Origin of the sequence: Pseudomonas sp. OV226 (assembly GCF_003148705.1) — a bacterium.
In the GTDB taxonomy this organism is placed as follows: Bacteria; Pseudomonadota; Gammaproteobacteria; order Pseudomonadales; family Pseudomonadaceae; genus Aquipseudomonas.
The window spans coordinates 478,854-498,210 of the sequence record NZ_QGGS01000003.1 but is presented as its reverse complement, the minus strand read 5'-3'; the positions used below and the strand labels follow the sequence as shown (position 1 = coordinate 498,210).

The following is a 19,357-nucleotide window of genomic DNA, read 5'->3' as shown; positions in this document are numbered from 1 at the left end:
CTATATATCCAGTTCATGCAAATGACGGGTGGTTTCGGCCACCACCGCGGCCGCCACTTTTTTTCTGAAGGTCACGTAGTGAAGCGTGCTGAACGTAATGATCGCCATTTCTTCCCGACTGTTTTCCACGATTTCTTCAATTGGCCAAAACAGGAACTGCGAGACGTTTCGGCGGGTGCTGAACTGTTTGTGGTACAGGGCGATTTCGATCTTTCCAGGGGCTTTCAGGCAACAGGGAATCATTTGAAAGAGCCCCGTTTCACGTTGCAGGCTAAGCCTTTCGAATACCTCAAGTGCATTGGCATTGCGCTTGAGCGACTTGAGCGCATGTTCTGCCGGACTCGAAAAACGCTCGCCGGCCGCCCCTGATATTTGCTGCGCAACGCTTTCCGACATCTGCCCCTGTCCAGCAGGACCTGGACTGACCGCGCGCGACATATCCCAGCCCAGAAACCTGAGTTTGTTTTTGTAGTAATCAAACCAATTGCCGACCAAGCCGTCTTTTTGCGCTGAACGAGTGGCCAACTGCGCATATAGATTACTCAGATAGATATCTTCCCTGTCCTGCGACGACATCCCTTCGTTGAATGAAACAACACTGTTGCCCACCACCGCCGCACGTGGGGAATAACTGCTACTGAGCACTTGACCGGCGGCAAATCTGGAGTCCTTTGCAGTCATGACGGTGCCCCCGCTGTCGATGGCAATCCAACTGGCTTAATGTCAGAAATGTACAGGATGTTTTTCGCCGCCTTATCCCCCAGTTTCTTTACGATGGCATCGCGAAGGGAGACATAAAGGACAGACGACAAGTTGGCTTGAAACCATCTGAGTCGGATATTGCCCAGCACGTTATCTGAGGAAAACAAATGGCCCAAAGGATCAGTTAAGGTATGCACATTGGTTTCGAACTCTATAAAGAGACTGCTCATTACAGCCCCTTGGCCGACGACAATGATTTGCAACCTGACGTCACTCACTGCCTCTGCGGGTGTGCCCGACACCTCGATATTTTTTTGCCTGGACATCTGCTCGCGCAGTAGCTCAGTTGCCGGATGATTGCAGGGTAATTGAGCGATATCGTTAAAGACTCCGGCGATCCCGGCAATCGTAATGTTACCTGCTTGATCTTCCAGTCGGCTCTCGACCCACTGCACCATGGCACGCTTCGATTCGGCATCGGTTCCGAAACTGTCCCACGCCACCGCCCTCTGCAACCAACTATCCTTAAGTACCCCCTGACAGGTGTCATACCACCCATCACCAAGCGTAAATTCCGGGTATTTCTTATTAGCCACCAATTGCGCGAACAACACCGAATTCAACACATCCTGCCTCTCCTGCTCCAGCAGGGCGGAGGACAGTAAGACAACGGCACCGGCATTAACGAAAACTGAATACTGCGCACCCATCAATAACTCCTGACTCATTCAAAATTGGCGACTACAACGTAGTCGCCAAACGATCACACAGGATCAGATTTCGTATTCGTCAATTTTGGTTTGTGCACGATCACCCAACTTCGCGATGATGGTGGCGCGAGTGCGCTCAATAATGGAAGGCACAATGGTCATATGACTTTCGCCTTTGTACAGATCGACGGAACTGCTGTCCCAATCCACAAACAGGACTTTGGTCTGGTTGGTCCGTTTAATGAAACGGACGGCACCCAGCGCCATGATCACTTCGCCGTGCTGGCTTTCCTTACAGCTGGCCACACCAAACCCACCCGTCCCCGAATCCTTGATGTTCTGGTCGAACAGTTGAAGGGGCTTGCCACTGGTTTGTAGCGCAGCCAGCGCATCACCAGCGACTTTCAGCATCAGAACCGAGGTCGGCCCCGGAACGGCAGCGGCAGCGACGGCAGAGCCGAGGATCTTCAGCACCAACTGATCCATCTTGAAGCTCTTGCCGGAAGCGGCAACAGTGTCGTAATACTTCTGCAAGATGGTCCAACCCGAATCCTGCATTACTTGCAGAAAAAGCTGATACCACTCTTTACCTTGATCATCGCGCGGGTATTTTTTATTAGCCACCAACGAAGCGAAGAGATAAGTGTGTTGAATATCGGTTTTATTTTGCTCGCTCATTCCCGATACAAAAGACAAGATGCCGTCTCCCACAATCGAGGCGCGATCCGGTTGATCGACATCGCCACTATTGATGGTCATGGCACGCGGAACAATAATGATACTCTCTGGCATCACGTCATATGCGTTCAAACGCTCAAGACGATCAGACAAAGTTACTACAGGATTAGATTCAATACTCATAACACTTCCTTTATTTAACAAAAGCCCTCCATGGGCCCGAGCGACAAAGTTACACAAACCACTTAAATACAACAAGATCACAACTGTAACGCCATATAGCTTACAACCATGCCACAACTAAAATACGCCAGCAGACCAACTAACAAAAACTAATACGCCGTACAAACCAAGTAGTTTTCTGCACGCAAAACTATCGTGGCCTCAAGCCGACAGACGCCCCCGCGCCTGATAGACTCCACTTCAATTTCAATCGCCGTGAGCTCCGACCATGCTCCAAGAGTTATTCAGCGTTTACCTGAAGATGCTGGTGCTCTACAGCCCATTCTTCGTATTGTCCTGCTTCATCAGCTTGACTCGCGGTTACTCGCGCAAAGAACAACGACGCCTGGCCTGGAAAGTGGCCATCGCCACGCTGGTGTCGAGCGTCTTGCTGTACTTGTTCGGGCGGGTGATTTTCACTGTGTTCGGCATCACCGTGGACGCGTTCCGCATCGGTGCCGGCAGCGTGTTGTTCATTTCGGCGCTGGGCATGGCCCAAGGCAAGTCGGCGGTGCAAACCGACAACGTGCAGCAGGACGTGACCATCGTCCCGCTGACCATTCCCCTGACAGTCGGCCCCGGTACCATCGGTGCATTGCTGGTGATGGGCATCGGCCAGCCGCATTGGGACGACAAACTCACGGCGATTCTCAGCATTGCCCTGGCCAGTTTCACCGTGGGCGTCGTGCTTTATCTGTCCAACCACATCGAGAGGATTCTCGGCGATCAGGGGTTGCAGATCGTCAGCCGGCTAATGGGGTTGTTCGTCTGCGCACTGGCCGCGCAAATCATCTTTACCGGGGTGAAGGGCTACCTGGTGCCCTGACCTTCAAGGCCGCAGAGTCGAAAAAACCTGCGGCCTTGTGTCAACCGGACTCAGCTCAACCCGTTGCCCGAAACCTCCTCTGCGGTCGGCAGATCGATGCGCTGCGCCGGTACAACCTCGCTCAACAAGACGTTGTCCTCGTTACCGAGCTTGATCAGCAACGCTTTCACCAACGCGGACACGGCAAAGGATCGATACCCTTCTACGGCCAGGAACACTTCGCCCTGCAAGGTGACGTCCGCCGAGAACACGTCGCGAAAGATCAGGCTGTGCCCACAGTCGGGATCGACAATGACCAAGTGTTCCTGAACCTTGCTCAGCGTCAGTTTCTCCGTGTTGTCCAGCGCCCAGATCAACTTGCCGGGAATTGACGCCTCACGTCCCGGTATTGCCCGGCAGTCGACAATGACCGACTCCAACCTGAACCAGACGGCCTTCGACAAGCAGTAAGTAACGGCGCCCTGGCCCAGTCGAAGGACCAATGTGTGCACGTCGTCGGGAATCAACGGCATCAGGTCACTGACGGTCATCTGCCCTTCGAGGGTCAGCACTTCAGCATTGCGCTGAACATAACGCACGGGGCCGGCCTGCTCCTTGCCCGGGTAGGTATGCAGCAGCCCGTCCTTGCGCTCATGAAGCAACACATTGATTTGCTGCTGTGTCCCCAACAGTTCGAAGTCGTCGGTATTCGAAGCTTTCGAAACCCGAATCAATCGGCCGGTTTCAGACACATACCATTGCAGGCTGTCGGGTGCCTCAACCGCAAGGAACGCCGCGTGCCGGTGGTTTTCGACCAGCCTCTTGAGACCGTCTTGCAACGGCGCGGTCTGAACAGCCACCCATTGGCTATCAACGCCCGTGATCAACACCGACTCCTGATAGCGCAACTCCACGTTGATCCCTTCAAGCGTCGTAGCGCGAAGTCCTGCGCCTGCTGCTGTTACTTCGGCAAACCGCCAGGGCCCCCACTCTCGCACCGGTGCCGGTATCACGCCGGCCTGCAACAATTGCAAACCCTGGCCAAATGCACTGTCGAGTTGCACAGGATCGATAAAGCCCTGACGGTAAATTTCACCGGTGGACAGCGCCAGCAACCAGGCTGCGCTGCTGTCCGGCGTAACGCTCAGCAAGCGTACTTCCTCGCCACGTCCCAGATCGGATAACAGCAGCCGATCGTTCACGTACCAGGCGCTTAACCGGGCATGGTCGTGCAACTGGCTCAAGCCCACGATGGCAAAACTCGCGACGGGGTATTGGTCGGCCACGCTGTCCAGCGCCAGCCACCAACGTGCTCGATCCTTGAGCCAGTCATCGGTCACCCCACCCAACTGCAGGCGACCGTCGGTAGTCACATTGAAAAACAGACCTTTATCTGTCAGCGCCAGATATTCCTCTTCAATGGCAACCACATTCACCAGCCCTTCGGGTTCAATCTGTTCAACAGACCAGGCCCCGTTGATTCGTTGCTGGCGTGACAGATGCCCGGCAGCCTTGTCGTAGACGACGAACACATCCCCCTCATTATTCGTGGGCGGGACAAGCGTGAGCTCTTTGAGATTTTTGATGGAATCCGGCCAGCCTCGCTCCCGGTGTCGCGGCGCGGCAGGGCGGACAATCAGGCGGTCACTGCGGCGAATCCAGGCCAGGTCGCGCAGCGTCGAATCCACCTTCCAGCAAATCGAGACGTACGCCGCTGGCTGCCAGTCGACAGTGGTTACCACACCGTTTGCCGGCACAGGCGCAAACACAACATGCCCTCCCAATACCTGAGCCCAGTCGCCGAGTGTCTCGCGCTTGCTCACGACCGCTGCCAGCGTCGGGTCCAGGTCGCGCGTCATCGAACTCAAGAACAGTTCGCCGTCATGCAGTTGGTAGACAAACTCATCCACCGTCCGGTCTTTACGAGTGACCTTCTGCACGAGAGTGATCACCCCGTGCGTCGCTTCCTGGCAGTGGGTAATGAGGCTATCGGCAGCCTCGGCGAGCAACAGCCGATAACGTCGGTGGAGCAGGCCAGTCACTGCGTCGACTTGCCAGACAAGGTAATTCAGCGGGTGATAGAAATACGCATACCCATCGACCACCGCGCCCAATAATGCCCCATCGGCCTCCCCCGGATCATCGTCACGAAAATACAGAAAGCGATCGACAGCCGAGTCATACCAGGCGGTCGTAAACCTGGGTTCATCGGGTTTTTCGAACGGGACCGGAAACTGATGTACCGGCGTGTAGGGCATGCCCAGGCGATGCGCTCGGGCCAACGTCTTGAAGTGATCCTGCAATGCCTGGGCATCCATGCCCGGGGTCGCGTCCTGCTCGATAACCATCAACGTCAACTGGGTGAAGTCGACCTTGAACACTTGATCCTTGCCGATTTTTATCAGGACTTCATTGCGTCCCCTGCCGCTCAACTCAACGTTGATTGAACCAATAAAGAGTTCGCCAAAACGCTCCACTCGAACATCGCTTTCCTTCGCCCACGAGGCTTGCAGCAACCAACGCGAGGTCTCCTGGCTCGGCGACTCCAGTTCGATCTTCACCCCGGGATTGAGCACCAGCGAGCAGTTCGCCCCTGCGCCTTCGATTTTATAAGTGATCTTGTCGTGCCACGATGTCGGCAGCGCAGGCACCACCAGCGTGCGTGCGATTGCGTCCAGCCGAACATTGATCATCGTGGGCTGATAGACCGGGCTCAGGCGATAGACAATGTAGTCACCGGGAAACGAATAGAACGAGAACAGAAACAGACGCGTGCCATCCCGTGTCCTCTTCTCGAGGCGACGCGCCGTATCAAACCCGACGCTGTGGCGCAGTGTCGAAAAGGGCAGCCATTTGTATTCATAGCCGTAAACCGTTTTAGGCGTGCACGGCAGCACGATGGCCTGACCCGCAGCGGGTGCAAACGCGGCGCGCCCTGGCAAACCGAGTTCACGACGAATATCAATCGTTCGCTCGTAATCCACATCAAAGTCAGGGACCCCGAAATGATCACGCAGGGGGAACAGTTCAGGGCTGCCGAACGCCAGGGTGCGGGCCTTCAGGTCCAACGTCTGGAAGACCAGGGCCGATTGAGGCAGCCACGCGCTGGCGGCCTCATCGAACCGATAACCGCCTTCGCGATGCGCACGTTCCAACCCGTCAAAAAACAATCCGACTTGTTTGACCTCTTCGGCAATCACGGCAAAACCTTGTGCGAGCGCTGCCGCACCAATCGCCAGGCCACCCAGAATCACACCGGCACCACCCAGCACCGCGGCCGCTGTACTCGCCCCCACCACCCCGGCACCAATTCCGGCCCCTGCCAGCATTACGCTGGCGGAATCGAATGCCAGTTGAGTACCGTATTGCGCGCGCTCGACGTCGTTTTCGGCCGTGGATAACTGATAGATATCGAAACCTGCGTTGGCCAGGCCCAACACCGCACCCACGCCTTCATTGGCGACATGGCCCAAGGCCTCGCTCACCACCGGCGCACAGGTTTGAGCGATCACCTTCTCTTCAGCCAGCGCTTGTCGCACCAGTTTGACCAGCCCAAGAACATCGACCGCATTGCCATGTACCAACTGCGCGTAATTGACGTAAGCGTGCAACCGAACGGCCATCGTCAACGGTTTTCCAGCACCTTCCTGGTTGCGCAACGCGTTCATCAGCGCCTGGATGGTGAACCCTGCGTTCAAGGTATGGACGCTGCCGGCGCCCGTCGGGTCCAGCTCATTGACCGGCGCCCGGGGTTTTGTCGCCAGCGTCGAGAATTGCTCTGACAAATAGGTTTTGATGCGCAGCAAGCGCTGATCGTTAGTGATGACTTGTACCAGGTGCTCGGGCTTTTCGGGATCGATCAGGCTCAAGCGATACTCGCCGACCGGGGTAATTTCCAACGTCTCGAATAACGGGACAAGCCTCTGCGCCAGCTGATTTTTTTCCAGAAGCTCAGTGGTCGCCTCGCGTATCTGCTGGCTCCAGCCATAGCTGTCGAGTTCCAACAGACTGCTGCCCAGACGCGGATTACTCATCAGCGAGTCGCCGTGAGCACTGGCCAGGCGCTGCCTGAGTGCAGGCAATGTCTGCTCCTTCAACGGGCCGGGTTGCAGCAATTCCGCCACACGAATACCGGAAGGCAACGCCGTTTCGGACAGGCGCGTACCGTCCACCTCGATCAGGTCAAACGTTGGCCGCAAGGCGTCGCCATAGGCGGCGTACTGTTGGGCCATTTCATGTTCCAGAAAGAACTGCTCCAACGCTTCGCGAAACAGCAGTGGTTGCTCAAACTCGAACACACCGAAGTTCGGATCGTAGAAGTGATAGAGGCCGCGCTCGCCGACAAAGGTTTTCGCCACCAGCATCGAGTGGTTATTGGAGTTGAGCATCAAGGTGCTGGGGGACGTCTTGGTTTCCAGTAGCGCCACCACCTGCGCCACGTCAGAACGAGCGAGGGATGTACCCACCTCGTTGAGTTGCACGCCGCGCATTTCTTCCACCGCGTGCAGAAAGACCGCGGAGTCGTTTTCCTTTGGATCAATGACCCCAAGGTAGAAACGTTCGCGCAGGGTATTGGCGGCGGCAGGGCTGTGTACCAGCGCCGCGGCCATCGCCAGTGCCAATGGATAACAACGGCCACCCACCCGCTCACCGGCCCCCTGTAACAACAAATCCTGTGGCACCAGTTTCGCCGTACCCGCCTGGAAACTTTCCAGAACAATCCCCACTCGCTCGACAACCCGGTCACGAAATTCAAGCTTCGCGACCTCTTGGATTCGGGCGACGTGCTGCCCCCATTGGCGCAAGGTCAACGGTTGCGCGAGGGCATTTTTCTTGAGTTCCAGTGCGTGCTCAAAGAACGCTGGCGGTTCGCCGGGAGCGCTATTCATTCCCGCCAGGAAGGCCGGCGAATTGTGTTTGAAGAGTTGACGTTCAATGGCCGCATAACGCCCCGAAACGCCCAATTCGCGAACGGTGTTGGCCAGGTTATCGAGTTCGGCACTCAGCGCCTCGAAGCTACGGTTATCCAGTGCCTTGGCGCCCAATAAAGCACCGAGCAAGAGTCGCTGCGCGGGGCTCAATTGCGCCGTCAGGAGCGAGCCGCTGGCAATGGCGGTCAAGACTTCATCGATGGATAAACGTTGCGTCTTCGTGTCGCTCAGCGAAGCCGGAGGCAGCGCTTTTCCGTCCTGGGCGATGATCGATTGCCGGTCATCAAAGCTCAACGGCACGGCCTTTTCAAACGTCAGCTCATCGCTGCGCTGTTCATTCATCGCCTGCAGAAACGGCTCACCAAGTTCATCAGCCAAGCGCTGCAACAGGTCGGTCGACAACACATGGCGCCCCTCGATGACCGGCCAGCCTTCCTCGAAATCAATGGTCTGGTACTTGAGCAGTTCCCCCATGTCACCCATGAAACGGTTTTTGAATCGCCCCTCCTGCCAGCGCTTTTGCTCACTGGCGAGCCATTGGGAGGTGTCACTCGTGTTCTCTTTCCAGGAGTGATCCAGCTCCTCCTCGGTCGACCGGTTGACCGTCGCGATGGGGGCAATAGCAACGTCGTCTCGCCAGGCTTCAGCCGCCTGTGGGGTGAAGTGCATTCTGACGTAGGCCGTGACCGCATCACGCATCGCAGCGGGTCCGGTCAGGTAGATCGTCACTTCGCTCTGGGGGCGAATCCCGTCGCTGTAATAGGTGGCGGCTGCTTCTGTCAGAAAAGCGAGCGACAACTCTTCTTCCATCGGTAGTTCGCCCAAGGAACCGAATCTGTTCTCGACGACCTCTCGCGCAACACCGCTCATGGCCTCGGCGTCGATAAACGCTACCTTTCTCTGCAAGGCCAACCGGGTCGTGGCATCGACTATTTCATAGTTGAGCCTGAAACGTTCGATCACGGCGCTCAGCATCGCCGACCCGGGATGAGCCATGATGAATGCATTACTCAAACTGCTTTGTTCGGCGACGGCTCGCAGTCCGTCCGGACGCACCAGACGCTCTGCCGGCGGGCGAAAAACGCTGTTCAACGCCGGATGACTTTTGGCAAAACGTTCCAGCGCGGGAAGATGCTCCTCGGGAATCACCTGGTCATAGTTTGTGTACTTGCTACGCAGCGCCTGGCGACCCGGCATCCATTCGGGATTGTGATCCAGCAACAATTGCAGGACGCCCAGACGCGCATCGGGGGCAAATTGGCTGATGTCCACCTCGCCCAGGATGTTCGGAAGAGGCGGCAGGTTATCGACATCCGCGTAACTGCCTCCTTCAGCCATCAAGGCCTCGACGCGGACCACATCGGAAGCCGCGGCAAAGTTGCCGCGCAGGCTGATCTCTCGATCGTAGATAGCCTGCAAGCGCAGCGGTGTGGCCTTGCTGGCCAGGTCACGAAGTTCAAGAGCACCCTCGACCAGTGCCGAAAGACTCTCACTGTTTTTGACCTTCAAGGCTTTCAAGTGCGCTTCGTGCTGTCCATAAGCGCGGACCAGCAGATCAATGCGAGCATCGTCGGCTTTCTCGCCGCGACTTACAGCGTTGGTGATATGCGCGCTCATCTGTTGCTTGAGGACAATCGCTCGCTCTTCGTACTTGTCACCCAGTTCAAGCGCGGTCTCGCTGGTCGCCCCACCCTTAATCATCGCATCAGCCTTGGCGGCCTCGACAATAATCCGGTTGGTCTCGTAGGCCAGCAACGCGTCACTGTCATACCAGAGTTTGAGGTTATAGCCTTCCCCCGCGAGGGCCTGTTTCCAGACATTGATGTAATCGCGCTGAATATCCCCAATGCCACCGCCTAGCCATACAAAGTGCAGGTTTTTCGGCACTTCGGTGGCGGCGACCGTTAATTGTTTAACACTGTTGGACAAACGCGCCTGAAAACTTTCAACGCGGTTGAGAATGTTCGTCAGGGTGGGGGACTGACCTTCACCAGGTTCCGCCGGCACCTTTACTTCCGCCGAACGTCGGCGTCGCCTCGAGGGTTTTGCAAACGACCCCAATGCCTGGATCAGCAGCCCGAGTGGCGCACGCATCCGTGGAAAATCGAGTTGACCAATACAACCGAAGTAATACCGAAACACCGCCTCGTATTCATCAGTCCCTTTATGTTCATGTAACGCCTGTTCAAGATCAGACAGTTTGAAAAGATCGATGAAACTTACATACCCATCAGCACGACATTTATCTTGCTCATGCATAAACACACTTCCCTGTAGAGTAACAATTGACGATCTTATTAAAACGTTAAATCAACACTAACCGAATTGATTTTCCGCCTCAAAAAACAAAACAGACAATTGATTACCAACAAAACATTCAGAAATGCGAAAACCGCAACAACAACCCGCTGCACCGGCAGTTAAAAACATTAACTTACAGCCGCACTTTTAATAACAGTGTTGCAAGAGATTGATATTAATTGAACAGCAGCCGATAGAGTGCGGCCTCAGAATGAGGCCGCTGACTATTATGAAGTTGGCTTATCGCCATACCAGCGCGGCGTATACACCCACTCGCCACCCTCGGCACGCGGGAACACACAGGTGGTGGAGGAGCCGATCAGCACCATCGTGCGCATGTCCACTTGATCCGGGGTCAATAGCCCCAGCGTGGTGACGCGCAAGGTCTGGCCCGGACGCCCGATGTCTCGTCCCAACACCACCGGCGTTTGCGCGGTGCGGTGTTGCGCGACGATCTCCAGTGCCCGCCCCAACTGCCAGGGACGCGAACGGGAGATCGGGTTGTAGAACGCCAGCGCCAGGTCCGCCTGAGACGCCAGGTCCAGACGTTTCTCGATGATTGCCCAAGGCTTGAGGTTGTCCGACAGGGACATCACGCAGAAGTCGTGCCCCAACGGCGCGCCGGCCTGAGCCGCGGTTGCCAGGGAAGCAGAAACACCCGGAAGGATCTCCAGATCAACGCTGTGCCATGTGGGCTCATTCGATTCGTGTAGCGCTTCGAGCACCGCGGCCGCCATGGCGAACACGCCGGGATCGCCGGACGAGACGACCACCACCGAACGCCCCTGGGCTGCCAGTTCAAACGCATGGCGAGCGCGCTGCATTTCCTCACGGTTATCGGTGCAGTGCAGCACCTGATCGTCGCGAAACGGGCCGGCCATGCGCACGTAGGTTTCATAACCGAGCACATCATTGGCACGCGCCAGTTCGGCCTTGACCGCCGGCACCATCAGTTCGGCGGCGCCAGGGCCCAGGCCGATCACCGCCAGACGACCGCGCGCACGACCGATGCGGGCGGGGTCCAGCGGTTGGCTGGCCACTGCAATAGCAAGACCCAAGTCCGCCGAAACGACGGCAGCGTCCGGCACGCTGTGGCGGGCCAGTTCGCCGACGCTGCCGCTGCCGCTGAACGTCGCAAAACGCAGCGGCACGCCCAGTTCAAGCGCCGCTTCACGCAAGGCCGGGTTGGCCATGTGCCGCTCGCTGGCCACCAGGCACGCCAGCGATTGCACGGCGATGTTCGCCTGATGCAGCGCCGCGCGAATCGCATTCGGCAGCTCCGCCACATCGCCATTCACCGCCACCAGCACGCTGCGCGGGTAGATCAGCAATTCATTAGCCGCAGGCAGGCGCTCGGCACTGCCAACGTGAATCGACAACTGCGCCTGCGGATCCTCGGGCAATTGCGCCTGCGCCAACCATGGCGCCGCGCCTTCGATGCGCACGCTCTGGCCGGCGAGCAAATCCGAGACAAAGCGTTTACCCAGTTCCAGATCACCCAACGCGTAACCACTTGGCGGATTGAGCAGGCAGGTGCCAAAGCGCAATTCACCGCTGGTGGTAATCGCTGCCGCAACGTCGAGACCGTCAGCGATCTCCCGGGCCATGACGTTCACACCACCGAGCCCGCCGAGCAGCGGCACCACGGCGCTGCCGTCTTCGGCCACCGCCAGCACCGGCGGCTCGGCGCCTTTTTCGAGCAACAACGGTGCGAGCGTGCGAATGACAATGCCCGCCGCACACAGGGCGATGATCGGCGTGTCCTGTTGATAGAACTCACGCAAGGTTGCGCCGAACTCGTGATAGACACGGTCTGCGCCTTCAACCCGTTCAGCCAGGCCGTGGATCAATGCGCCGGGGTAAACCTGCTGAATCTTGCGCGCGGTCGCAAGGCTGCCGTTGCCCAGAATGACAATCGCCGGAACGGGACGGGCCATCAGCCTTGCCACCGTTCGCCGGGCACGATAATCAGCGAGAAGTACGGCGAGGACATCGGCTCGACCTCATTGAGCGGCACTATTTTCTGATTGGCCATGGTTGCGCGTTCGACGTACAGCGCGCGGTCTGCCAGACCGAGTTCTTCGAGCACCTGACGGACCTTGGGGAAATTGCGCCCCAGCTTCATGATCACCGCCGCATCGGCATCGGCCAGCCGACGCTTGAGGTCGTCGTGAGGCAGCACACCGGACAGCACCGACAAACTCTGATTGCGGTACACCAGCGGCGCGCCCAGCACCGAAGCGCCGCCGAGCATCGAGCAGACCCCCGGCACGACTTCGGCTTCATAGCGCTCGGCCAGTCGATCGTGCAGGTACATGTAAGAGCCGTAGAAGAACGGATCACCTTCGCAGATCACCGCGACGTCACGGCCCGCGTCCAGATGCGCGGCGAGTTCTTCGCCGGCCGCATCGTAGAAATCGCTGATCACTTGCTCATAGGACAGCGGTGCCGGCAATGCCTCGGTGGTTACCGGGTACACCAACGGCAGCAGCGTTTGTGCGTCTTGCAGATGCGCTTCGATGATGCCGAAGGCATTGCCCTTTTTGCCCTTGGCGACGAAGTACGCCACCACCGGGGATTCGCGCAACAGGCGCAGGGCTTTGACGGTAATCAACTCCGGATCACCGGGGCCGACGCCCAGGCCAATCAAGCGTCCAGGTTGCTGCATCATTCGATCTCCGTGGCGAGGGCATTAACAGCGGCGGCGGCCATGGCACTGCCACCCAGTCGGCCTTGCATGATGACAAACGGCACGCCGCGACTGTCGGCGGCGAGCGCGGCCTTGGACTCGGCAGCGCCGACGAAGCCCACCGGGAAGCCGAGGATCAGGGCCGGTTTCGGCGCGCCGGCGTCGAGCATTTCCAGCAGGTAGAACAGCGCGGTCGGCGCATTGCCGATGACCACGACGCTGCCTTCCAGGTGCGGGCGCCACAGTTCCAGCGCGGCGGCGGAGCGGGTGTTGCCCAACTCGCGGGCAAGCTCTGGAACGCTGTCGTCGCGCAGTGTGCAAATCACCTGATTGTTGGCTGGCAGGCGCGCGCGGGTCACGCCTTCGCTGACCATCCGCGCGTCGCACAGAATCGGCGCACCGGCCGCCAGCGCATCGCGCCCGGCCTTGCCCGCGCCTTCGGAAAACTGCAAGCCGTCGATGGCATCGACCATGCCGCAGGCGTGGATCACGCGCACTGCGAGTTTCTCCAGGTCGGCGGGGATTCGTGCCAGGTTGGCCTCGGCGCGAATGATCGCGAAGGAGTTGCGATAGATCTCCTGACCGTCGCGTATGTAATCAAGCATCCAGGGGGCTCCGTGAGCGGTCGTCGAGCAAGGCTGCGACCGCTTCAATAGTAAGACTGCGGGCGTGCAGCGCGCCGAAACCGGGCTGTGCTGCATCGCGAAAATAGAGGTCGTAGCGACCGGCAGAAACCGCCAGCAAGGTGATCGGCGCCCGGTGCGCCGCCGCGCAGGAACGCGTGCAACCGGACAGATGAACGTTCAACGCATGCCCGTGACGTTGCAGCAGCGCCGCCAGTTGCCGGGCATCGCCCTTGGTGTCGGCCAGGCCTTTGCCGCACCCGGTCGAACCGGTGCAGGCAATCAGTCGGGCCAAGGCATCATCGGCCGAGCATTGCAGGCCCAGTTGTTCAAGACTGTGGATAACGTACGGCGCATCGACGCGCTGGACAGCGGGCAGCAACAGGCTTTGCCACGGGGTAAAGCGCACGCTGCCATCGCCCTTCTCCCGAGCCAGTCGGGCGACGCCCCGGAGCATGGCGGGGTCGAGGCGTCCCAGCGGCGGTACGGCGCCGACATACACCTGCCCGGCGTCACGCTGCGGATGAGCGCCGATGTGCAGGATGCCGGCACTCGCGTCGCGCTGCCAATCGGTGACGGGCATCAGCGGAACGCGTTCGGCCAGATCAGCGAGAAACTCGTCGAGCGGACATTCAGCGAGCAAATGACGCATGCGCGTCTGATCCGGGCGCGCCCGTTCCAGAAACACTTCAAGCACCGCAACGACCAGCGCATGGCCCTGATCCAGCGCCACCGAACTGACGGGCACGTCTGTCTGGCAACCGGCCAGACCAAACGCCCAGCGCTGTTCGCCGTTCCACTCGACCGCAGAAAGCCACAGGTCATGCGGATGTTCGAGCATGGCCAAGGCTTCGCCGCCATCGAGTTGCACGGCGAATTTGGCGCTGAGGTCATGGAAGGGTTCGTGGTTTTGCAGGGAGGCGAGAATCTGCCCGGCCAACGGACGTGTGTCGATCAACATGTGCTGATCGATCCCGGCGCTCGGGCTGAGCATCAGGTTGCGCACATCATCGCCAGCGACAGTGCTCGGGCCCAGCCCGGCCGCCATCAGGCTGTCGATCAACGCCCCGTGCTGCGTACCGATCCCGCGAATTTGCAGGTTGGCGCGGTTGGTCGCCTCGATCACACCGCCAGCAAAGCGCTCGGCTGCACAAGCCACCGCCTCAGCCTGAGCGGCACTGATCGAACCGCCATTCAATTTGATCCGGCAGATACCGCCATCCAATGCCTGAACGATACGTAGCAACCCCGGGCAAGCCGAGGGGCGTAAGGCAGTGGACATCGGACGTTCGTTCAAAGGGGCGACCGGCTCTGTGGGAAAGGCGCTTCGCGGGCGAAGGCGCGGTATTATGCCTGCTTTGTCAGGCGGCATGAAAAGCCTGCCCGTCGGAACTGTCCGATTGCGAACTATTTTTGAGGGCTGCAGATGTCACCCTGGCTGACAGTAGTGGGAATCGGTGAAGACGGCTTCAAAGGCCTGGGCAGAAATGCCCGGCACGTGCTGCTGCGTGCTTCGCGGATTATTGGCGGTCAGCGTCAACTGGATTTGTTGCCCGTGTGCATTCGTGGCGAGCGGCAGTTGTGGCCGAGTCCTTTTTCCCTGGAGCCGATGTTGGCCCATCGAGGCGAGCCGGTGTGCGTGCTGGCCAGCGGCGATCCGATGTTCTTTGGCGTCGGCGCCAGCCTGGCGCGGCAAGTGCCGGCAGCTGAAATGCAGATTCTGCCCGCCCCCTCCTCCTGCTCGCTGGCGGCGGCGCGAATGGGCTGGCCCTTGCAAGAGGTCGTGACGCTGTCGGTGGTGGCCCGCCCGGTCGCCGCACTGAACGCCCATCTGTCCAGCGGCGTGCGCCTGCTGGTCTTGAGCAACGACGGCCACAGCCCTGCCGTAATTGCCCGGTTACTGCGTGAACGCGGTTTCGGTCCGAGCCGCCTCACGGTGCTGGAGCATCTGGGCGGTGAGGCCGAGCGGCGCATCGAAGGCGTTGCCAATGACTGGAATGATCCGACGGTCGCCGATCTGAACCTGATCGCCATCGAGTGCATCGCCGAACCGAACACTCCGCGTCTTTCGCGCCTGGCCGGGCTGCCAGACTCTGCGTTCAAGCACGATGGGCAACTGACCAAGCGCGACGTTCGCGCCATCACCCTCGCGCGCCTGGCGCCGGTGCCCGGTGAACTGCTGTGGGATGTCGGCGCGGGCAGCGGCTCGATTGGCATCGAGTGGATGCGCGCGCACCCCGGTTGTCGTGCACTGGCGATCGAAGCCGATGCGGGCCGCCAACAGTTGATCGAATTGAACCGCGACGCCCTTGGCGTTCCCGGCTTGCAGCTGATCCGTGGCAGTGCGCCACAGGCGCTCGCCGGGCTCGAACGCCCGGACGCGATTTTCATCGGTGGCGGTGTCACCCGCGAAGGCGTGCTCGACACCTGCTGGGCACAACTCAAACCCGGTGGGCGACTGATTGCCAACGCCGTGACGCTGCAAAGTGAAATGACCCTGATGGCCTGGCGCGAACAGCACGGCGGTGAATTGACCCGCATCCACATTGCTCAGGCCCAGCCGCTGGGAGAGTTCGACACCTGGCGTCAGGCGTTGCCGATTACCTTGCTGGACGTGACGAAGCCCTGCGATGCGTGACGAAACCGCCGAGCAACCCGCCCCGCTGCGCAGCGGCCTGACCACCGGCAGCTGCGCCACCGCCACCAGCCTGGCGGCCGCACGCTTGTTGTTGGCCGGGATGAGTGCTGACGCGGTAGAGATCGTTTTGCCCAAGGGCAAGCAGGTGCAGATGCGCCTGGAGTTTTGTCGCCTGACGGACGACGGCGCCGAAGCCGGGACGATCAAGGATGCCGGCGATGACCCTGACGTGACCCACGGCGCCCTGCTGTTTACGCAAGTGCGCCTGAGCGCCGAGCCGGGCATACGCTTCAACGCCGGTCGCGGCGTCGGCACGGTGACTCGGCCTGGGCTGGTGCTCGGCGTCGGCGAGCCGGCGATCAACCCAGTGCCACGCAAGATGATCAGCGATCACCTGAGGTTGTTGGCCGAAGAGTTCGGTTACAGCGGCGGTTTCGAGGTCACCGTTAATGTCGAGGACGGCGAAGCCCTGGCGCTGAAAACCATGAACCCACGACTGGGGATTCTTGGCGGGCTTTCGATTCTCGGTACCAGCGGCATCGTCCGGCCGTTCTCCTGTGCGGCGTATATCGCCTCGATCCACCAAGGCATCGACGTCGCCAAAACCAATGGTTACCTGCACATCGCCGCGTGCACCGGCAACGCCAGCGAAGACACCATGCGCCGGGTCTACGACCTGCCGGAAATCGCCCTGATCGAAATGGGCGACTTCGTGGGCGCCGTGCTCAAACACCTGCGCAAAGTGCCTGTGGATAAACTCAGCCTGTGCGGCGGCTTCGGCAAGATCAGCAAACTGGCGGCCGGGCACATGGATTTGCACAGCCGGCACTCCAGCATCGACCTGCCGCAACTGGCGGAATGGGCAGCGGCGGTTGGCGCTGATGAAACGCTGCAACAGGCCATTCGCGAGGCCAACACCAGCCAGCAGGCCTTGGCCATGGCCAGCGCGGCAGGCATCGCGCTGGGTGATGCGGTGTGCCAGCACGCCCTGGATTTTGCTCGCAGCGTGGTGCCGGCGCAGGTTCAGGTCGAAGTGTTTGCCATCGACCGCCAGGGCGGGATCGTCGGTCATGCGGGGGCTTTTCAATGAAGCGCATTTTGCTGCTCGGCGGCGTGACGGAAGCCCTGGCCATCGCTCGAACCCTCGGGGCGCAACACCTCTATAGCCTGGCCGGCGTGGGTCGCGTGCCGAGCGATTTGACCTGCCAGGTGCGCGTCGGCGGCTACGGCGGCGCGGAGGGTCTGGCGCAGTTCATTCGCGATGAAGGCATTGACCTGCTGCTGGACGCCACCCATCCCTACGCCGCACAAATCAGCCAGAACGCCGCCACTGCCGCGCAGTTGACCGGCATCGCCTGCTGGGCACTGCGCCGTCCGGCCTGGCAACCTCAGGCCGGGGATGACTGGCGCGAAGTCGGCGACTGGGCCGAACTGATCGACGCCCTGAAACCCTTCCACCGCCCCCTGTTCACCCTCGGCCGCGAACCCTTGCAGCACCTGCACGAAATCCCGCCGGAGCAATTCTGGACCTTGCGTGCGCTGGACGTTTACCCCGGCAACGAGCGCTGCGAAGTGATCGGCGCACGCGGGCCGTTTCTGCTTGGCGATGAACGCGAGCTCTTCGAACGTCGGCAGATCGATGTGCTGATCAGCAAAAACAGCGGCAGCACCGCCACCGAGCCGAAGCTGGACGTGGCACGGGAGCGCGGGGTGCCGGTGATTGTGTTGAAGCGACCGGTGTTGCCGGGGGTTGATCGGGAGTTTGGGGCGGTGGCAGACGTGCTGGCCGCCCTGACAGCTGAGATCAACACATGACCCGTAGCAGCTGGCGAAGCCTGCGTCCGGCTGCGAAGCAGTCGTAAATCCTGCATCCACGGTTAACCTGAAAAATCGAGGTGCCTGATTTTACGACTGCTTCGCAGCCGGACGCAGCCTTCGGCAGCTGCTACAAAAAGTTCGTGATCGGCGCTGGACGGCACTGGCAATCTGAAATTCGCGACTATCATAAATTTATAAATGCATGGCACTGCGACACCACACCGCACGCCGCTTTTTTACTTATCGCCCCTGATCAGGCTAAATAGCCGCGCTTGATCGCCCACTCAACCGGATTTGTCCCATGTCCCGACATCGGCTTGCAATTGCCTGGATCGCCTGCTTCGCAGTGCTGTTCAACATGCTCGCCATGCCGATGAGCAACGCGATGGCACAAACGGCGAAGTCGCCGGCCGAGCAGTTGTTGTGGGGCAGTTTCTGCACGTCCAGCGGCACCAAAATGGTGGCGATTTCCCTAGGCACGCTGGAGCAGAAAGCACCACAAGGCGACGATCATTCCAACATGCAGCATTGCTGGTGCTGCTCGGGCTCCGCGCCACTGGTGGCGTTGCCGGGGCACGAACCACAGTTGTACTTCGCGCAGTTCGAATCCAATCGAAGCCTGCCCGCCACCACACTCGATACCCCTACACCGCGCCAGCAATGGCCCAGCCTCAACCCCCGCGCTTCCCCTCTGGTGTGATTCCTTCTCGCAATTGACCTGCGTTTTGAATCGCTCTGGAGAACTGCCATGTTGAACAAACTCATCGTTCTGGCCGCGTTGCTGCTGCCTGCCTGCTTTGCCAATGCCCACGAATATAAAGTCGGCGAACTGGAAATCGCTCATCCGTGGTCGCAAGAATTGCCGCCCAACGCGCCGACCGTTGCTGCGTATTTTGTGATCGACAACAAAGGCAAAACGGCTGACCGACTGCTCAGCGTTGACTCGCCCATTGCCGGCGAAGCCCAGTTGCATGAACACATCATGCAAAAGGATCTGATGAAAATGCAGCAGGTGCCGAGCGTCGACATCCCTGCCGGCGGCAACGTCACGTTTGCGCCGATGGCCTATCACGTGATGCTGGTAAACCTGAAAGACCGCAGCCTGCTGAGCGATGGCAAACACTTCCCGCTGACAATGCACTTCGAAAAAGCCGGTGACGTGACCGTCGAAGTCGCGGTGCAGAAGAAGCCACAGGAAGATACGCAGATGCACGCCCACGCCCAGTAATCGACTGAGCTG

General features: G+C 59.5%; 14 protein-coding genes. 6 read left to right on the top strand and 8 right to left on the bottom strand.

Annotated features, from left to right (window positions below; genetic code table 11):
- From C7534_RS08260 to C7534_RS08250, 3 genes are all read right to left on the bottom strand, one after another.
- Entirely contained in the window at positions 1-681 is a 681-nt protein-coding gene (locus C7534_RS08260) for a hypothetical protein (RefSeq protein WP_046033000.1), read from the bottom strand.
- On the bottom strand, positions 678-1,412 hold the full coding sequence (locus C7534_RS08255; RefSeq protein WP_046033001.1) for a hypothetical protein: 735 nt from the start codon (positions 1,410-1,412) through the stop codon (positions 678-680). The genes C7534_RS08260 and C7534_RS08255 overlap by 4 nt, the downstream gene beginning before the upstream one ends.
- 63 nt (positions 1,413-1,475) lie before the next feature.
- The gene (locus tag C7534_RS08250; RefSeq protein ID WP_109785493.1) at positions 1,476-2,273 is read right to left on the bottom strand and encodes a hypothetical protein; all 798 of its coding nucleotides are present in this window, start codon (positions 2,271-2,273) and stop codon (positions 1,476-1,478) included.
- A gap of 268 nt (positions 2,274-2,541) precedes the next feature.
- On the opposite strand from C7534_RS08250, the gene C7534_RS08245 reads away from it, so the two are divergent.
- Complete coding sequence (locus tag C7534_RS08245) at positions 2,542-3,138, top strand: MarC family protein (protein WP_046033003.1); 597 nt, start codon at positions 2,542-2,544, stop codon at positions 3,136-3,138.
- A 50-nt stretch (positions 3,139-3,188) separates the two neighbouring features.
- On the opposite strand, the gene C7534_RS08240 is transcribed toward C7534_RS08245, so the two are convergent.
- The 5 genes from C7534_RS08240 to cobG all read right to left on the bottom strand — a co-directional run bounded on the left by C7534_RS08240 (position 3,189) and on the right by cobG (position 14,943).
- On the bottom strand, positions 3,189-10,307 hold the full coding sequence (locus C7534_RS08240; RefSeq protein ID WP_109785492.1) for a TcdA/TcdB pore-forming domain-containing protein: 7,119 nt from the start codon (positions 10,305-10,307) through the stop codon (positions 3,189-3,191).
- Between the two features lie 269 nt (positions 10,308-10,576).
- Positions 10,577-12,286: a precorrin-3B C(17)-methyltransferase gene (cobJ, locus tag C7534_RS08235; protein WP_109785491.1), complete on the bottom strand. Its 1,710-nt coding sequence runs from the start codon at positions 12,284-12,286 to the stop codon at positions 10,577-10,579.
- Positions 12,286-13,017, bottom strand: coding sequence for a precorrin-2 C(20)-methyltransferase (locus C7534_RS08230; RefSeq protein WP_046033006.1), 732 nt, complete (start codon positions 13,015-13,017; stop codon positions 12,286-12,288). The genes cobJ and C7534_RS08230 overlap by 1 nt, the downstream gene beginning before the upstream one ends.
- Positions 13,017-13,643, bottom strand: a complete 627-nt coding sequence (locus C7534_RS08225; RefSeq protein WP_046033007.1) for a precorrin-8X methylmutase — start codon at positions 13,641-13,643, stop codon at positions 13,017-13,019. Before C7534_RS08225 ends, C7534_RS08230 begins: the two co-directional genes overlap by 1 nt.
- The gene (cobG, locus tag C7534_RS08220; RefSeq protein ID WP_335739949.1) at positions 13,636-14,943 is read right to left on the bottom strand and encodes a precorrin-3B synthase; all 1,308 of its coding nucleotides are present in this window, start codon (positions 14,941-14,943) and stop codon (positions 13,636-13,638) included. The genes C7534_RS08225 and cobG overlap by 8 nt, the downstream gene beginning before the upstream one ends.
- 144 nt (positions 14,944-15,087) lie before the next feature.
- Here cobG and cbiE point away from each other — a divergent pair, with 144 nt between their 5' ends.
- The 5 genes from cbiE (at position 15,088) to C7534_RS08195 (ending at position 19,345) form a co-directional block, all read left to right on the top strand.
- Entirely contained in the window at positions 15,088-16,299 is a 1,212-nt protein-coding gene (cbiE, locus tag C7534_RS08215; protein ID WP_109785489.1) for a precorrin-6y C5,15-methyltransferase (decarboxylating) subunit CbiE, read from the top strand.
- Entirely contained in the window at positions 16,292-17,389 is a 1,098-nt protein-coding gene (locus C7534_RS08210; protein WP_109785488.1) for a cobalt-precorrin-5B (C(1))-methyltransferase, read from the top strand. Before cbiE ends, C7534_RS08210 begins: the two co-directional genes overlap by 8 nt.
- Complete coding sequence (locus C7534_RS08205; RefSeq protein ID WP_109785487.1) at positions 17,386-18,114, top strand: cobalt-precorrin-6A reductase; 729 nt, start codon at positions 17,386-17,388, stop codon at positions 18,112-18,114. Before C7534_RS08210 ends, C7534_RS08205 begins: the two co-directional genes overlap by 4 nt.
- 304 nt (positions 18,115-18,418) lie before the next feature.
- Complete coding sequence (locus tag C7534_RS08200) at positions 18,419-18,817, top strand: DUF2946 domain-containing protein (protein WP_109785486.1); 399 nt, start codon at positions 18,419-18,421, stop codon at positions 18,815-18,817.
- Between the two features lie 48 nt (positions 18,818-18,865).
- Complete coding sequence (locus C7534_RS08195; protein WP_077432412.1) at positions 18,866-19,345, top strand: copper chaperone PCu(A)C; 480 nt, start codon at positions 18,866-18,868, stop codon at positions 19,343-19,345.
- The last annotated feature ends 12 nt before the right edge of the window (positions 19,346-19,357 follow it).